Below are 16,591 nucleotides of genomic sequence, written 5' to 3'. Positions count from 1 at the left end.
GCTTTCGCGGGCAAGCCTCGCTCCTACAGGGGATTGCAGCCGGTTTTGAGATTTGCGTTCATTTACGGGCTAGCATTGGCCCATGCCTTCATCACTGTTTGAGTTTCGGATTGCCCACCATGACTGCCCATCGAATTGGTTTCCTGATTTGGCCCAGCACTAAAGCTCTGACGCTTGCGCTGGCTGAGGAGGCCTTGCGTGTTGCCCAGCGTGTGCATCCGGACGTTGTCTACGAACTGTCGTTCTTGCAGGCCGAGCCGCCGATCGAAGGCGCCTGGCAATTGCCCGGTGAACCGTGGGCCGGCAAGCTCGAAAACTTCCAGAAGTTGTTTCTGCTCGCCGACGAGCCGCCGACCGCGCTCGCGCCGGCCCTCAGCAGTTCACTGAAACAACTGGTGCGTGCCGGTTGCGTGATTGGCGGTTTGTCCGCCGGCGTTTATCCATTGGCGCAGCTCGGTTTGCTCGACGGTTATCGTGCGGCCGTGCATTGGCGTTGGCAGGACGATTTCGCCGAGCGCTTCCCGAAAGTTATCGCCACCAGTCATCTGTTCGACTGGGATCGTGATCGCCTGACCGCGTGCGGTGGCCTGTCGGTACTCGACTTGCTGCTGGCGGTATTGGCTCGCGACCACGGCGCCGAACTGGCCGGTGCAGTGTCGGAAGAACTGGTGGTCGAACGCATTCGTGAGGGTGGCGAACGCCAGCGTATTCCGCTGCAAAACCGCCTCGGCTCCAGCCATCCAAAGCTCACCCAAGCGGTGTTGCTGATGGAAGCCAACATCGAAGAACCCCTGACCACCGACGAAATCGCTCAGCACGTGTGCGTGTCCCGTCGGCAGTTGGAGCGGATCTTCAAGCAATACCTCAATCGTGTGCCGAGCCAGTACTACCTGGAATTGCGCCTGAACAAGGCCCGGCAGATGTTGATGCAAACCAGCAAATCGATCATCCAGATCGGCCTGTCCTGTGGCTTCTCTTCGGGGCCGCACTTCTCCAGCGCCTACCGCAACTTCTTCGGCGCCACGCCGCGGGAAGATCGCAACCAGCGGCGTAGCAGCAGCCCGTTCGAGTTGTCGTCGGTGCCTTCAGAGCGCGGTTGATCTAACGTCCGGTTTGCGGGCGTTTAACGCCTCATTGCTCAGCCTCTGAATCATCCGAATTCGAAACCTCCATCTCGGCGGTTTCGATGATTTCCTCAGCGCCAAAATCAGTGCCGTTCTTCCTGAAGTAGGCGTGCAGCAATTGCAGGCTCTGCTCGGAAAACGGATTGCCGCGCAGGTTGATGCTTTCGCCGGTTTCCATGGGCAGTTCGAGGATGTCGCTGGGCAGCTCTCGGATCGCGTTATTGCTCAGGTTGGCGATATCCAGCGTTTTCAACTTCAACAATCCCGGTGGCAGCTCGGTAATGTGCGTGTCATTGAGAACCAGCGTGGACAGGTCCGGCATCTGACTGATATCGGGTGTCAGCATCAGCGGGTTATTGCTCAGGTCGAGGAAGTCCAGGTGCTCCATGCCGGCCAGCCCAGCCACTGTTTCGGCTGTCAGGCTGATGCGGCAGTCGGGGAGCACCAGTGCGGTCAGTTCGCCCATGTTGAATACAGATTGGGGAATATTGCCCAAGCGATAGTCACGAATAGTCAGCCCCTTGAGCTTGGGGAAACATTTCAGGAAGCCATCGGTGACTGACGTTTGCCCGGCGTAGCTGTGCAGGTAAAGGTGGGAGACGTGACTGAAATCAGCGCTCAGTGTGGGCAACTCACCGCTAATCACCAGCGACAGGCTGAGTTCATGGGAGGGCTCAGGCCCAGGGTTGAAGTCATCCAGCGCGGTTTCCCGGCGCCAGGCTTGTTCAACGGTGCTTTTGAATTCATCCCGGGCGTAGTGCTCAACCAACCGCTGCCGGGGGCTGAAAGGTTCACCGGAGTTCGGGTGCACGGCTGGGAGGTTGCCGCTCCACGCCGCAAGCGTATCGCACAAGGTGACGTATTCGGCTTCCAGGCGGGTGAGTGCGGTTCGTCCGGTCTCCAGTGTGCCAGGCAGGCTGTACACAAAATCGCTGGCTTGTTCGCGTTCCATCGTTGGGTAAAGCGCGGTCACCCGGTCGATATCGGCCTGGTCGGCTTGTACGCCCAGATTCTCACGCGTCTGCTTAAAGTAGTTTTTCACCTGGTTCCGTGTATCGACCGACAGTGGGTTGCCGGAGAAGTCGAAACCTTCGGCCTTACTGGCGGGTAGCAGGAATAGGTGTGCGGGCAATTCGGTGAGCTGGTTCTCGGAGAAAATCGCGGTCTCCAGGCTGGGGAGATCGAGCAGGCCGGTAGGAAGGCTGGAGATGCCGGTATCACCCAGATCTATGTAGTCCAGTTGCATCATGGCCTCGACACTGAACACCCCGCCCAAGGGGTTTTTGTACAGTTCCAGCGTGCGCATCTGGCTCAAGGATGCCAGCGTAGCCTGGGCGTCGGCGGTCAACGTGATCGCGCAATTGCTGAGAATTAACTGATCAAGGTTCGGCAATGCGGGCAGGATGTCGGGCAGGGTGGTCAGCGCAATGTTACGTACTTCCAGGCGACGCAGGCCGGTGAAGTTGCGCAGGAACGCATGGGCGCCGCGTGTCGTCTCGCTGCCTTCCAGGGTCAGGTAGGCAATGTGGCTGAAGTCCGCTGCAAACGTCGGTAACTCGCCCATGATCGGGCGCGTGAACCGGAGCATATAGCCGCGATTGCCGGCATCCATGTCGCCGTCGTTAAGCGCGGTCTGGCGCCGCCAACAGCGTTGCAATTCTTCCGCGAGCAGCAGGTGGTTGCGGCGCACGGCGGTCAGTTGCCGGGTGCTGAGCAGAGAGCCGGTTTCAGTGTGATGGAGTGGCGTGGCCTCGAGCCAGGTACGCAGGTCCTGGCTCAGCCGTTCAAATTCGTTGTACAGGCGTGAAATTTCTACCCGCGCTCCCGAGGGATGCCGCTGCAGTTCACGGATAAAGGCCTCGACCTCGCCCGCGTTGAAGGATGGATAAAGCGTCTGAACGTACTCTTGCAGTGACGTTGCGCCGGGATGGATACGTGGATAGCCATCGGTACCGCCGGGCAGTCGCATGACGTTAGGATCGTAGTGGGGCTTGAGCAGCGGTTGCTGTGACAGGATGTCTTGCAGTTCCGCGTGGTTCAGTGCGTGTTCGGTGATGACCTGTTTGAGTCGCGGGCCTTGCCCGACTTGCAGGTTTAGCTCTCTGCGCTCGCTATCGGGCAGTGCCCGCAGCAAACCATTGTAAAAATCCTCGGTGCCGGAGAGTTGCTGGCCGATCTCATCAAACGCCTGGTAGTCGCCGTCTTCGAGTTGCACCAGCACTTTGCGCTGGGGCGCGTCGGGCAGGCCGATGCTGTCGATGGTTTCGCCGTTGAATGAATAACGGTTGACCTCGATCCGCACTTCCCCCGACCAGCCAGGCAGTCGGGGCATGGAATGCAGCGCCAGCCGATCGGCATCCGGGTTGTTCGGGGCCCCCAACTCCAGACTTTCGCGGGCGCGCACGGCACGGACCTGTTGTTGCGCCCAGCGTGCCAGTTCCTTGAGTGGAGGGGCGAGCGTGCCTTGTTCCAGTTGCTGCCATTCGATACCACTGGCCGAGTTCAGCAGTTCCTCGGCAACAGGGCCGGGCAGGCCCGGGATGGCATCCATCAGGCGCTGGGCCAGTGGGTCCACGGCGGGTGCCTGGGCGCGGTAACGGGCATCGAACAACGAGCTGCGCTGGGACGTCGCGATCCGGGCAAGTCGGGTCCTCAAGTGTTTGCTGCGTACTTCAAGGGCCAGTGCCGGTGCACCGAAGGTTTCTTCGAACAACGCTTTGATTTCGTCTTCTGTGAGGCATTTCAGTGTGGCTTTCAGTACATCGTCGCTGCTTGCTTGAATGTCATACGTGCGCTGACGGCCTTCAGTGGTTTGCCACAACACCTCACCTTTGTCGTCAACCAATCGAAGGCTTTTGTTCGCCGGCCATGGGAAGTTTTCAGTCAGCAGCTGCAACTGGGTCTTTGCGTCGGCAGTCGTATAAGTCTCGGACTGATCGCTGCCGATCCGTTCGATAAAGGTCCGTATGTCCTTGTCGATCCTGTAGCGCACAAGAGTGTCAGCCAGCAGCGGCGGCAAGGTTTCATGATCGACATGCATCCGCCGTACGCTGTTTTCGTGATGGCCACTGATCCTGAGCACTTGTTCGCGCTCGGCCTCGGACAGCGAATCGGCGGCATGACCCAGGCGCTGAAGGAGTTTGTTGCGATCCCACTTCAGAGGCTGTTCGAGTTCGGTGTGCCAGGTGCCGTTGTGGTTGTGCTCCAGCAATGGTTTGTAGGCGTCGCCTCGGGTCGGGTGTTCGATGCGGAACCGGTCCTGAGTTGAACCCTGCGTGACCTCATAGTGTGTGCTGTCCAGCAGCAGGATTTTCTTTCCGGCGTGGGTATGCAGACCGAGCGTATCGGGGCTGCTGCCGGCCGGCAAAGTGACGTTCTGTTCATAAGGTTTGAGATCACCGTTCCAGTAGCGGGTTTTCCCGGTAACTGATTTCACGGGGAGGAAGCGGTCAATGAAGTCCACGCACTCTTTGGGCATGACGTTGCGAAACTCCCCCGCCACAATGCTGCCGCCGGCCGCGAAGGCGCCCAGTTGGACGATGGATTCAATGAACGCCAGGGTGTGCTCGAGGGCTTGTTGGGTCAGGTCTTGGGACCATTCGACGATGGATTCGAAAGCCTCGTCCAGCAGTTGATACACCATATAAGCCATCATCATTTCGCCCAGGACCGGCACAAATGGCAGGACCACGAAGGCGGCAACTTGCAGCAGGGTCGACGCGATGCGGGTGAAGGAATCCCACAGCTCCCATCGCGCCTTGCGGTCAGCGCTGGCGGAGGACACGGCCAGCGTGCGCGCATCATTCAGAATCTTGTCGAGCTTGCGCTGATAAAGGTGTTGCCACAGATCACCGGGAATCGGCGTGGCAGAAAATTGCAGGTTTGCATGTTTGGTCGGTGATTCACGCCAAGAGGGCAGTGGATCGCCGGACGCGCGCGGATGCCAGGTGATTTGCGTCAGGCGGCTGTTCAGGTTGGCGAAGAAGTAGCCGCGATCAGCATGATCGACGAAGCGGCTGAAGAACTGCTGGTAATCATGAGAGCGCAATTTTCCACTGAGCTCGGCCATGAAGTGGCCGCTGGACGGGTATTCCTTGATCGGGTGTTGCGGGTCGTCGGGGATGTAAGCGATGACTCTTTCGGTGCCTCGGTACTGCTCCAGATCAGGGGCGAACAGGACGATGCCGGTCAGGCGCGCAGACATCATCGTCAGGTCGTGGCAAAGCAGGGTTTTGCCATTGAGCATCATGCCTTGCACGCCGCTCACCATCCCGAGCATGGCGCGATAGGCGTCTTCCTTGAGCGTGTCTTTGTGCAGCAGCGCCAGTTCCAGCGCCATACGTAATGCGGCTTTCTGGCTTTCCTTGATTGGCGGGCGGAGAACGGCGGCGGCTACCGGGTTGCTCACGCCGAGGTTGTCTTCAAGCCAGGCATGATAGTTACCGCCGATATCCAGTTCGCGACACAACGTGGCGAAAGCGGCAATCGTCAGGGTGTCCTTGATGTGATTCAGGGGCTCGAACTGGCCGGAGGCTGACGGCTGGGTAATGAAGGTTGAGTCGGATTCGTAGGCGCTTGCGCGGGTCTCGGACACTTCGAAGTTGTGCAAGGCAGCGTCGAGCAGCGACACGGTCCAGGTCCGGGCGGCGCCGGACCTGATCGGGAACCAGGGAATCGAGTCTGGGATATAGAGGCGCAAAAACGTGGCAGTCACGTCAAGGTCCAGGCCGTAGCGTTGCTGGAGGGCGGCGCGCAGCAAGGGCTCGCCAAAGGCGCGGGCGTCTTGCAGGTGTTCGAGACGCTCGTCCACGCGGTTCTGGGCAGTCCAATAGGCGGCGTTGAGGCGTTTCAGCACGAGGTGTTGGCCGGCGGAGGTGTTGCGAAATTCCTCTCGCAGGCGCGACGGCGTTTTGCCCAGCGCGGTCCGCCGTTTGGCGGAGGCCTTGAGCAGCCACTGCGGCAGGTTATTGGCCAGATGATCGAAATGACTGTCTGGATGGTTTGGCCATATTGGCGATTTGAAATGATCCACGGGTTTCGTCCTTGAAAGGGTCGGTGCTCAAGGAAACCCGTTTTGCCAAACGCATGTGCGGTACATAGTTACCGCACATTCGCCAACGGCTTGAAATCTAATGTCGCCCGCGCTGCCGCTAATCCCGTGCATCGGTTTAAACTGCGCCTTTGCGACGGTATATGTCGCATTGCCGTAAACCCGGCTGAAACCGGGGTTTGCGCTATAAGAAGTTGTCGCTTGGCGGCAAGGCCGGGCTGAAAACTGTCCTTACAATCCCCTCATCGCTCGCCAGTTTCAGGCGAGTGTTCCTCTTCAGGAGACTCCGATGTCCGTTGAGCACGCTGCGGTAGAACGCGCCGATTTCGACCAGGTAATGGTTCCCAACTACGCGCCTGCCGCTTTCATCCCTGTGCGTGGTGCCGGTTCCCGCGTTTGGGACCAGTCTGGCCGCGAGCTGATCGACTTCGCCGGCGGGATTGCCGTTAACGTATTGGGCCACGCGCACCCGGCGCTGGTCGGTGCCTTGACCGAACAGGCGAACAAGCTGTGGCACGTGTCCAACGTGTTCACCAATGAGCCGGCCCTGCGCCTGGCGCATAAGCTGATCGACGCCACGTTTGCCGAGCGCGTGTTCTTCTGCAACTCCGGCGCCGAAGCCAACGAGGCCGCTTTCAAGCTGGCCCGTCGAGTCGCCTTCGATCGTTTCGGTACCGAGAAGTACGAAATCATCGCTGCGCTGAACAGCTTCCACGGCCGCACCCTGTTCACCGTTAACGTCGGTGGCCAGTCGAAGTACTCCGACGGTTTCGGTCCTAAAATCACCGGCATCACCCACGTGCCTTACAACGATCTGGCGGCGCTGAAAGCGGCCATTTCCGACAAGACCTGCGCCGTGGTGCTGGAGCCGATCCAGGGCGAGGGCGGCGTGATGCCGGCCGAGTTGGCCTACCTGCAAGGCGCCCGCGAACTGTGCACCGAGCACAACGCGCTGTTGGTGTTCGACGAAGTGCAAACCGGCATGGGCCGCAGCGGCAAGCTGTTCGCCTACCAACATTACGGCGTGACCCCGGACATCCTGACCAGCGCCAAGAGCTTGGGCGGCGGTTTCCCGATCGCGGCGATGCTGACCACTGAAGACCTGGCCAAACACCTAGTCGTCGGCACCCACGGCACCACTTACGGCGGTAACCCGCTGGCGTGTGCCGTTGCGGAAGCTGTCATCGACGTGATCAACACCCCGGAAGTGCTGAGCGGCGTTAACGCCAAGCACGACAAGTTCAAGGCGCGCCTGGAGCAGATCGGCGAGAAGTACGGCCTGTTCACTCAGGTTCGTGGCCTGGGCTTGTTGATCGGTTGCGTGCTGAACGATGCCTGGAAAGGCAAGGCCAAGGACATCTTCAACGCCGCCGAGCGTGAAGGCCTGATGATCCTGCAAGCCGGCCCGGACGTGATTCGTTTCGCCCCAAGCCTGGTGGTTGAAGACGCTGACATCGATGCCGGCCTGGACCGTTTCGAACGCGCTGCGGCGAAACTGGCTCAAGCCTGATAGACCCATCGACGCCTGAACTTCAGGCGTCGATCCAAATTTTTATGCCGGACCCGCTTTTCTGTAGGAGCGAAGCTTGCTCGCGAAGGTGTGTCAGTCACCGTGATGTCGACTGACCTACCTTCGCGAGCAAGCTTCGCTCCTACAAGGTTCGGCTTATTTCCCCCAAAAAGAGTTACGAGAAAGGAGTGACACCATGCTGGTGATGCGCCCCGCGCAAATGGCTGATCTGGGCGAGGTACAGCGTCTGGCTGCGGACAGCCCGATTGGTGTCACTTCCTTGCCGGATGACGTTGAACGCCTGAGCGACAAGATCGCCGCGAGCGAAGCGTCGTTTTCCGCTGAAGTCAGCTTCAACGGTGAAGAGAGCTATTTCTTCGTCCTCGAAGACAGTGCCACCGGCAAACTGGTGGGCTGCTCGGCGATCGTCGCGTCGGCCGGTTATTCCGAGCCGTTCTACAGTTTCCGTAATGAAACCTTCGTGCACGCCTCCCGCGAGCTGAAGATTCATAACAAGATCCACGTGCTCTCGCAGTGCCACGACCTGACCGGCAACAGCTTGCTGACCAGTTTCTACGTGAAACCTGAGTTGGTGGGTTCGCCGTGGGCGGAACTCAACTCCCGTGGCCGCCTGTTGTTTGTGGCCAGCCACCCGGAGCGCTTTGCCGATTCCGTGGTGACCGAGATCGTCGGCTACAGCGATGAAAATGGCGACTCGCCGTTCTGGGACGCGATCGGTCGCAACTTCTTCGACCTCAACTACGCCGCTGCCGAGCGTCTGTGCGGCCTGAAGAGCCGGACCTTCCTCGCCGAACTGATGCCGCATTACCCGATCTACGTGCCGTTGCTGCCGGACACCGCTCAAGAAGCGATGGGCCAGGTGCATCCACGCGCGCAGATCACCTTCGACATCCTGATGCGCGAAGGCTTCGAGACCGATCACTACATCGATATTTTCGACGGCGGCCCGACCTTGCACGCCCGCGTCTCCGGGATCCGTTCGATTGCCCAGAGCCGTGTGGTCCCAGTGAAAATCGGTGAGCCGGTCAAAGGCGCCGGTCGTCAGTACCTGGTGGCCAACGCCCAGTTGCAGGATTACCGCGCGGTATTGCTCGAGCTCGATTACGCGCCGGGCAAACCCGTGACCCTGGATCTAGAAGCGGCCGAAGCCTTGGGCGTCGGTGAAGGTGCCAGCGTGCGCCTGGTCGCGGTTTAAAGCCTTTCAGAGTGTTTCGCGGGTGGCGCAAGCGGCCCGTTTGAGGAGATAGCATGATCGTTCGTCCCGTACGCAGCAGCGATTTACCCGCTCTGATCGACTTGGCCCGCAGCACCGGCACCGGCCTGACCACCTTGCCGGCCAACGAAGAACGTCTGGCCCATCGGGTCGGCTGGGCCGAGAAAACCTTTCGCGGCGAAGCCGGGCGGGGCGATGCGGACTACCTGTTCGTGCTCGAAGACGACAACGGCCGGGTGGTGGGGATTTCCGCCATCGCTGGCGCGGTCGGCCTGCGTGAGCCCTGGTACAACTTCCGGGTCGGCCTGACGGTCAGCGCCTCGCAAGAACTGAACATCTATCGCGAAATTCCGACGCTGTTCCTGGCCAACGACCTGACCGGCAACTCCGAGCTGTGCTCGCTGTTCCTGCACGCCGATTTCCGCAATGGCCTCAATGGCCGGCTGCTGGCCAAGGCGCGGATGCTGTTCATCGCCGAATTCCCGGAGCTGTTCGGCAACAAGATCATTGCCGAGATGCGCGGTGTGTCCGACGACGCCGGGCGTTCGCCGTTCTGGGAAAGTCTGGGCCGGCACTTCTTCAAGATGGAATTCAGCCAGGCGGATTACCTGACCGGCGTCGGCAACAAGGCGTTTATCGCCGAACTGATGCCGAAATTTCCGTTGTACACCTGCTTCCTGTCGCCAGACGCGCGCAACGTTATCGGCCAGGTTCACCCGGACACCGAGCCGGCCCTGTCGATGCTCAAGAGCGAAGGTTTCAGCTATCAGGGCTACGTCGACATCTTCGACGCCGGCCCGTCGGTGGAATGTGAAACCGGCAAAATCCGCGCGGTCCGCGACAGCCAGGCGCTGGTGCTGGCCATCGGCACGCCGGGGGATGACGCCACACCTTTCCTGATTCACAACCGCAAGCGCGAAGACTGCCGTGTCACTGCCGCGCCAGCTCGCTTCGCCGCCGGCACGTTGGTGGTTGATCAGTTGACCGCCAAACGCCTTCATCTCAACGCCGGCGATCAAGTACGCGCCGTTCCGTTGTCTGCTGCTCGGGAGTCGAAATAATGAATTCGCTATACATCGCAGGTGAATGGCTGGCCGGCCAGGGTGAAGCCTTTCAATCGCTGAACCCGGTGACCCAACAAGTACTGTGGACCGGCGAAGGCGCCACCACCGCTCAGGTTGAATCCGCCGTGCAAGCCGCGCGTCAGGCGTTCCCGGGCTGGGCCCGTCGCACCCTCGACGAGCGCATCACGGTGCTGGAAGCCTTTGCCGCCGCCCTGAAAAACCACGCTGACGAACTGGCCCGCTGCATCGGTGAAGAAACCGGTAAACCCCTGTGGGAATCGGCAACTGAAGTCACCAGCATGGTCAACAAGATTGCGATCTCGGTGCAGAGCTACCGCGAACGTACCGGCGAGAAGAGCGGCCCGCTGGGCGACGCCACCGCCGTGCTGCGCCACAAACCGCACGGCGTGGTCGCGGTGTTTGGTCCTTACAACTTCCCGGGCCACTTGCCGAACGGTCACATCGTCCCGGCGCTGCTGGCCGGTAACAGCGTGCTGTTCAAGCCAAGCGAACTGACGCCGAAAGTTGCCGAGCTGACGGTCAAGTGCTGGATCGAAGCCGGGTTGCCAGCGGGCGTGTTGAACCTGCTGCAAGGCGCTCGCGAAACCGGTATCGCCCTGGCGGCGAATCCGGGGATCGACGGTTTGTTCTTCACCGGTTCGAGCCGCACCGGCAATCACCTGCATCAACAATTTGCCGGGCGCCCGGACAAAATCCTCGCGCTGGAAATGGGCGGCAACAATCCATTGGTGGTCGACGAAGTCGCCGATCTGGATGCCGCGGTTTACACCATCATTCAGTCGGCATTTATTTCCGCCGGTCAGCGTTGCACTTGTGCCCGCCGCTTGCTGGTGCCGCAAGGCGCTTGGGGCGACACGTTGCTGGAGCGTCTGGTGGCGGTCAGCTCGACGATTGACGTCGGTGCGTTCGACCAGACGCCGGCACCGTTCATGGGCTCGGTGATTTCCCTCGGCGCTGCGAAAGCGTTGATGGATGCCCAGGAACATCTGTTGGCCACTGGCGCAGTAGCGCTACTGGAAATGACTCAGCCTCAGGCTCAGGCCGCGTTGCTGACCCCGGGCATTCTGGACGTTACCGCCGTTGCCGACCGTCCTGACGAAGAGCTGTTCGGCCCGTTGCTGCAAGTGATCCGCTACGCTGATTTTGAAGCGGCGATTGCTGAAGCCAACGACACTGATTACGGCTTGGCAGCCGGTTTGCTCTCGGATTCCGAAGCGCGTTATCAGCAGTTCTGGCTGGAAAGCCGCGCCGGTATCGTCAACTGGAACAAACAGCTGACCGGCGCTGCGAGCAGCGCGCCATTCGGCGGCGTCGGCGCCTCGGGCAACCATCGCGCCAGCGCCTACTACGCCGCAGATTACTGCGCGTACCCGGTGGCTTCGCTGGAAACCCCGAGCCTGGTGTTGCCTGCGACCCTGACGCCTGGCGTGCGGATGGCGTAACGGCCATTCGCGGGCAAGCCTCGTTCCTACAGGTTTTGTGTCGTCCGCATGATCGGCACACACCACATATCCTGTAGGAGCGAGGCTTGCCCGCGAAAGCCGCGCCTCGGTCTTATTGAATTGTTACCTGATGCCTATAAAAACAGATTCTCGTGGAGCCTCGCTGATGAAATCCTATGAAGTCAATTTTGACGGTCTAGTGGGGCCGACCCATAACTACGGCGGCCTGTCCTACGGCAACGTCGCGTCCCAGAGCAACAGCCAGCAGTCTTCGAACCCGAAGGAAGCGGCGTTGCAGGGCCTGGCAAAAATGAAAGCCCTGATGGAAATGGGCTTCCAGCAAGGCGTGCTGGCACCGCAAGAACGTCCGGACGTCGCCGCTTTGCGCCGTTTGGGTTTCAGCGGCACCGACGCTCAGGTCATTCAGCAGGCGGCTAAAGATGCAATGCCGCTGCTGGTCGCCAGTTGCTCGGCATCGAGCATGTGGGTGGCCAACGCCGCCACCGTCAGCCCGAGCGCCGACACCGCCGATGGCCGCGTGCATTTCACCGCCGCCAACCTGAACTGCAAATATCACCGCAGCATCGAGCACCCGACCACCAGCCGCGTGCTCGGCGCCATGTTCGCCGACCAGAAGCACTTCGCGCACCACGCCGCATTGCCGGCGGTGGCGCAGTTCGGCGACGAAGGCGCGGCCAACCACACCCGTTTCTGCCGTGAATATGGCGAGGCCGGCGTCGAGTTCTTCGTGTTCGGTCGCAGCGCGTTCGATAACCGCTACCCGGCACCGCAGAAATACCCGGCACGCCAGACCCTCGAAGCCTCCCAGGCTGTTGCGCGTTTGCACGGCTTGAGCGACGACGGCGTGGTTTATGCCCAGCAGAACCCTTCGGTGATCGATCAGGGCGTGTTCCACAACGACGTGATCGCCGTGGGCAACGGCGAGGTTTTGTTCTATCACGAGGATGCGTTCCTCGACACCGAACAGATGCTGGCTGAGCTTTCCGGAAAACTCGCCAAAGTCGGTGGGAAATTTCAGTCTGTCTGTGTACCGCGTTCGGCGGTCAGCGTAGAGGACGCGGTTCGTTCCTACTTGTTCAATAGCCAGCTGCTGTCGCGTCCTGACGGCTCCATGCTGTTGATCGTGCCGGAAGAATGCCGTGGCAACGAACGTGTCTGGCAATACCTGCAAGGTTTGACCAGCTCTGGCGGGCTGATCCGCGAAGTGAAAGTCTTCGATCTGAAGCAGAGCATGCAGAACGGCGGTGGCCCGGCTTGCCTGAGACTTCGCGTGGCGCTCAACGAAACCGAACTGGCAGCGGTCAATCCAGGGGTTATCATGACGGCACCGTTGTACGGCACGCTGACCGAATGGGTCGACAAGCACTACCGCGACCGCATGACCGAAAACGATCTCGCGGACCCGCAATTGCTGCTTGAATGCCGGACGGCACTGGATGAACTGACGCAAATCCTTAAACTGGGCGCGGTTTATCCATTCCAGATCAATTAAAGGCTGGCGCTTCGAGCGCCGCTTTTATCTCCAGACGAGAGCGTAATAGACATGAGCGATACCCTGCAGCTGATCCTTGAAGACACCGACGGCACGCAACTGGAAACCTCCTGCACCCGCGTCGCGGTCCTGTGGCAAGGCAAAGAGCTGTGGATCCAGCAAGACGGCCGCGGCCAATTGCTGATCGGCGTGGACGTCGAAGAAGGCGATGCTGAATACGCAAACCTGCTGCTGCGCCCATTGGCGACTAATCTGGTAAGTCTGCAACTGGAAATGGAACCGGCCGAAGTCGGTGACGAAGACCACGTGCACGGCCCGGATTGCGCACACGACCACTAAGGAAACCGCTCTATGCTCGCCCTCGGCAAACTGCTTGAACTGACCCTCGCCGGCCGCGAACCGGCGGAGAAGACTCAACTGACTGTCGAAGGCGTGCGGATGCGCTGGTTGAGCGAAGGTGCGCTGGAAGTCCGGCCACCTGAAGCTCGCGACAATGGCCTGGACTTGCTGCTGTCAGCGGGTATCCACGGCAACGAAACAGCGCCGATCGAGTTGCTCGATCGTCTGTTGCATGATATCGCTCGCGGCGACCTCAAGCCGCGCGCACGTATTCTGTTCCTGTTCGGTAACCCCGAGGCGATCCGCCGCGGTGAGCGTTTCATCGAGCAGGACGTCAATCGGCTGTTCAACGGCCGTCACGAGCAAAGCAGTGGTTCCGAAGCCCTGCGCGCCTGTGAGCTGGAGCGACTGGCGGCAAGTTTCTTCAGCCTGCCGGACCGCGACCGCTTGCACTACGACCTGCATACCGCGATTCGTGGCTCGAAAATCGAGCAGTTCGCGCTGTACCCGTGGAAAGAAGACCGCCAGCATTCACGCCGGGAACTGGCTCGCCTGCGCGCCGCCGGCATGGAAGCGGTGCTGTTGCAAAACAAACCGTCCATCGTGTTCAGTTCCTACACCTACGACAAGCTCGGTGCCGAGTCCTTCACCCTTGAACTGGGCAAGGCCCGGCCATTCGGACAGAACTCCGGGGTCAACGTCGATCTGCTGGAAACCCGCCTCAAACAGATTATTGAAGGTAACGAGCCGCCCTTGGCCGAAGCATCGCTGGACGGTTTGCAGCTGTTCAGCGTGGCGCGGGAAATCATCAAGCACAGCGACAGTTTCCGCTTGAACCTGCCAGCGGACATCGAGAACTTTTCGGAGTTGGAAGTGGGTTACGTACTGGCCGAAGACATCGCCCAGACCCGCTGGATCATCGAAGAGAAGGGCGCCCGGATCATCTTCCCGAACCCCAAGGTCAAGAACGGCCTGCGCGCCGGCATCCTGATCGTGCCGGCCACCGACGAAAACCTGGCCTGACATACAACGCTGACCACTTGTAGGAGCGAGGCTTGCCCGCGAAGGCGATTTAAAATTCAACATCACTGTTGATCTGAAATCGCCTTCGCGGGCAAGCCTCGCTCCTACAAGGGCCTGTTCGTTTAGACCGCTACCGCGCGTGGCTCATTGCGACGCAGCGCTCGCGTCTTGTGCAGCGTATCCGCACAGGTCTTCGCCGCTTCCTGGCCCTTGTGCACGAAATGCTCGAAGAAGAACTTCTGATGTTCTTCGCCTGCATGGAAGTGATGCGGGGTCAGGACCACCGAGAACACCGGCACTTCAGTTTCCAGCTGAACCTGCATCAGGCCGCTGATCACCGATTGGGCGACGAATTCGTGACGGTAGATCCCGCCGTCCACCACCAGACCTGCGGCAACGATACCGGCGTAACGACCGGATTTAGCCAGCAGCTTGGCGTGCAACGGGATTTCAAAGGCGCCGCCGACTTCGAAGAAATCGATATCCGATTCCTGGTAGCCCTGGGCAATCATTTCGGCGAGGAAGCCTTTACGGCTCTGGTCAACGATTTCCTTGTGCCAGCAGGCCTGGATGAACGCGACGCGCTCGCCCTGATGGTTTTTGCTTTTGCTGTCGATTGCGGTGGGTTGCATGTTCTGGTTCCTGTTTGTGTGAAAAACAGGGCTTATGAATCGAATGGGATTTAAGGGTGCGCGCGCTCGCAAAAATGCGTGCAAACGGCCCTTTGGCGCCAATCCCGTTCTCTCTTCATCCGGACTATGACCGTCGGCCCCGGGATCACACCGGGTCTGCTGACCTTGCCGCCAGTCACTGCCGAAGCCGTGCTGTCACCAAGCGCTCGCGGGCTATGCGCATTGCGCGCAATTACCGCCGGTGGGGAGTTGCACCCCGCCCTGAGAACGTTTTGCCGCCAGATTGTTTGGCGGCGAAGCGTTTTTACCACATATTTCTCGCCCGCGCATTGCTGCTTTCTGATGATTGATATCGGGTTTTTCGAAGCTGCAATGCGCCTTTTCCTCGCCTAAGGGTTGATTATTCGCCGGCATGCCCGCAGTAATTCCACTTGGAAAATGATTTCCCCTGATTACCGAGGCCAGATTTATGAGCGTTATCGATCTTCGCAGCGACACCGTCACCCAACCGACCGCAGGGATGCTCGACGCAATGGCCACCGCGGCCACGGGTGACGACGTTTACGGTGAAGATCCAACGGTCAATCGTCTGGAAGCTGAACTGGCAAAACGGCTGGGTTTTGCCGCCGCGCTGTTCGTGCCAACGGGCACCATGAGCAACCTGCTGGGCTTGATGGCGCATTGCGAGCGTGGCGACGAATACATCGTCGGTCAGCAGGCTCACACCTATAAGTACGAAGGTGGCGGTGCGGCCGTACTTGGCTCGATCCAGCCGCAACCGCTGGAAGTGCAGGCCGATGGCTCGCTGGACCTGGCCCACGTGGCCGCCGCGATCAAGCCCGACGATTTCCATTTCGCGCGCACTCGCTTGCTTGCGCTGGAAAACACCATGCAGGGCAAGGTCCTGCCATTGGAGTACCTGGAAAAGGCGCGCAGCTTCACCCGCGAACACGGTCTGGCCCTGCACCTGGACGGCGCGCGCCTCTACAACGCCGCCGTCAAACTGGGTGTCGATGCCCGGGAGATCACTCAGCACTTTGATTCTGTTTCGGTCTGCCTGTCCAAAGGCCTGGGTGCGCCGATTGGTTCGGTGCTTTGCGGCACGACCGAGTTGATCGCCAAGGCGCGTCGCCTGCGTAAAATGGTCGGCGGCGGTATGCGTCAGGCCGGGATTCTGGCGGCGGCAGGGTTGTATGCTCTGGACAACAACGTTCAGCGACTGGCCGACGATCACGCCAATGCGCAATTTCTGGCTGATGGCCTGCGTAAGGCCGGTTACGACGTCGAACCGGTGCAGACCAACATGGTTTACGTGCAAATGGGCGACCAAGCCGAGGCGATCAAGGCATTCGCGGGCGAGCGCGGTATCAAGCTAAGCGCCGCCGGCCGTCTGCGGATGGTCACGCACATGGACGTCAGCCGTGCACAAATCGAGCAGGTCATCGCGACATTCGTCGAGTTTTCGCGCAACTGACAGCGTTAGCCGTCCAATTGACCGTTTCTATCGTATAAACACGCTGTACCCCGCGCGCAGGGCCGATATAATGCGGCCCTTTGCCGTCGCTTCGTCTGTTGACGTTTCGCACAGGCCTTTGGCCGCAGCCGCCGTGGAAGAACGTAATGAACAGCGCAGAGATCC

11 protein-coding genes and 1 riboswitch are annotated in these 16,591 nt (G+C 60.1%); of the genes, 9 read left to right on the top strand and 2 right to left on the bottom strand.

The window, feature by feature from the left end:
• Positions 1 to 119 precede the first annotated feature (119 nt).
• Entirely contained in the window at positions 120 to 1,100 is a 981-nt protein-coding gene (argR, locus tag ACIOYV_RS21490; protein ID WP_401326838.1) for a transcriptional regulator ArgR, read from the top strand.
• A 31-nt stretch (positions 1,101 to 1,131) separates the two neighbouring features.
• Here argR and ACIOYV_RS21485 read toward each other — a convergent pair whose 3' ends face one another.
• A complete protein-coding gene (locus ACIOYV_RS21485) occupies positions 1,132 to 6,156 on the bottom strand; it encodes a dermonecrotic toxin domain-containing protein (RefSeq protein WP_401326835.1) in 5,025 nt (1,674 codons plus the stop codon).
• A 307-nt stretch (positions 6,157 to 6,463) separates the two neighbouring features.
• Here ACIOYV_RS21485 and ACIOYV_RS21480 point away from each other — a divergent pair, with 307 nt between their 5' ends.
• The 7 genes from ACIOYV_RS21480 (at position 6,464) to astE (ending at position 14,320) form a co-directional block, all read left to right on the top strand.
• The gene (locus ACIOYV_RS21480) at positions 6,464 to 7,684 is read left to right on the top strand and encodes an aspartate aminotransferase family protein (RefSeq protein ID WP_163912738.1); all 1,221 of its coding nucleotides are present in this window, start codon (positions 6,464 to 6,466) and stop codon (positions 7,682 to 7,684) included.
• A gap of 196 nt (positions 7,685 to 7,880) precedes the next feature.
• The gene (gene aruF, locus ACIOYV_RS21475) at positions 7,881 to 8,900 is read left to right on the top strand and encodes an arginine/ornithine succinyltransferase subunit alpha (protein WP_054044757.1); all 1,020 of its coding nucleotides are present in this window, start codon (positions 7,881 to 7,883) and stop codon (positions 8,898 to 8,900) included.
• Positions 8,901 to 8,953: 53 nt separating this feature from the next.
• Entirely contained in the window at positions 8,954 to 9,979 is a 1,026-nt protein-coding gene (gene astA / locus ACIOYV_RS21470; RefSeq protein WP_054044755.1) for an arginine N-succinyltransferase, read from the top strand.
• On the top strand, positions 9,976 to 11,445 hold the full coding sequence (gene astD, locus ACIOYV_RS21465; protein WP_401327022.1) for a succinylglutamate-semialdehyde dehydrogenase: 1,470 nt from the start codon (positions 9,976 to 9,978) through the stop codon (positions 11,443 to 11,445). Before astA ends, astD begins: the two co-directional genes overlap by 4 nt.
• Before the next feature lie 166 nt (positions 11,446 to 11,611).
• Positions 11,612 to 12,958 (top strand): N-succinylarginine dihydrolase, encoded by a 1,347-nt coding sequence (gene astB / locus ACIOYV_RS21460; protein WP_401326831.1) that lies wholly within the window; start codon positions 11,612 to 11,614, stop codon positions 12,956 to 12,958.
• A gap of 51 nt (positions 12,959 to 13,009) precedes the next feature.
• Positions 13,010 to 13,297, top strand: coding sequence for a hypothetical protein (locus ACIOYV_RS21455; RefSeq protein ID WP_010457234.1), 288 nt, complete (start codon positions 13,010 to 13,012; stop codon positions 13,295 to 13,297).
• 12 nt (positions 13,298 to 13,309) lie between these two features.
• A complete protein-coding gene (gene astE / locus ACIOYV_RS21450) occupies positions 13,310 to 14,320 on the top strand; it encodes a succinylglutamate desuccinylase (protein WP_401326828.1) in 1,011 nt (336 codons plus the stop codon).
• A gap of 122 nt (positions 14,321 to 14,442) precedes the next feature.
• On the opposite strand, the gene ACIOYV_RS21445 is transcribed toward astE, so the two are convergent.
• Positions 14,443 to 14,952, bottom strand: a complete 510-nt coding sequence (locus ACIOYV_RS21445; RefSeq protein ID WP_054044746.1) for a 6,7-dimethyl-8-ribityllumazine synthase — start codon at positions 14,950 to 14,952, stop codon at positions 14,443 to 14,445.
• Between the two features lie 102 nt (positions 14,953 to 15,054).
• Positions 15,055 to 15,225, bottom strand: a riboswitch (FMN riboswitch).
• A 196-nt stretch (positions 15,226 to 15,421) separates the two neighbouring features.
• On the opposite strand from ACIOYV_RS21445, the gene ltaE reads away from it, so the two are divergent.
• Entirely contained in the window at positions 15,422 to 16,426 is a 1,005-nt protein-coding gene (gene ltaE, locus ACIOYV_RS21440; protein WP_401326824.1) for a low-specificity L-threonine aldolase, read from the top strand.
• Positions 16,427 to 16,591 lie beyond the last annotated feature (165 nt).

Source organism: Pseudomonas sp. NPDC087342 (assembly GCF_044744265.1).
Taxonomy (GTDB): Bacteria; Pseudomonadota; Gammaproteobacteria; order Pseudomonadales; family Pseudomonadaceae; genus Aquipseudomonas; species Aquipseudomonas nunensis.
This window is presented reverse-complemented; position numbering and strand designations above follow the sequence as displayed.

Coding starts and splice junctions, on each gene's coding strand:
- ACIOYV_RS21480 (WP_163912738.1), top strand. CDS start 6,464: ATGTCCGTTGAGCACGCTGCGGTAGAACGCGCCGATTTCGACCAGGTA.
- aruF (WP_054044757.1), top strand. CDS start 7,881: ATGCTGGTGATGCGCCCCGCGCAAATGGCTGATCTGGGCGAGGTACAG.
- argR (WP_401326838.1), top strand. CDS start 120: ATGACTGCCCATCGAATTGGTTTCCTGATTTGGCCCAGCACTAAAGCT.
- ACIOYV_RS21445 (WP_054044746.1), bottom strand. CDS start 14,952: ATGCAACCCACCGCAATCGACAGCAAAAGCAAAAACCATCAGGGCGAG.
- ltaE (WP_401326824.1), top strand. CDS start 15,422: ATGAGCGTTATCGATCTTCGCAGCGACACCGTCACCCAACCGACCGCA.
- astA (WP_054044755.1), top strand. CDS start 8,954: ATGATCGTTCGTCCCGTACGCAGCAGCGATTTACCCGCTCTGATCGAC.
- astB (WP_401326831.1), top strand. CDS start 11,612: ATGAAATCCTATGAAGTCAATTTTGACGGTCTAGTGGGGCCGACCCAT.
- ACIOYV_RS21455 (WP_010457234.1), top strand. CDS start 13,010: ATGAGCGATACCCTGCAGCTGATCCTTGAAGACACCGACGGCACGCAA.
- astE (WP_401326828.1), top strand. CDS start 13,310: ATGCTCGCCCTCGGCAAACTGCTTGAACTGACCCTCGCCGGCCGCGAA.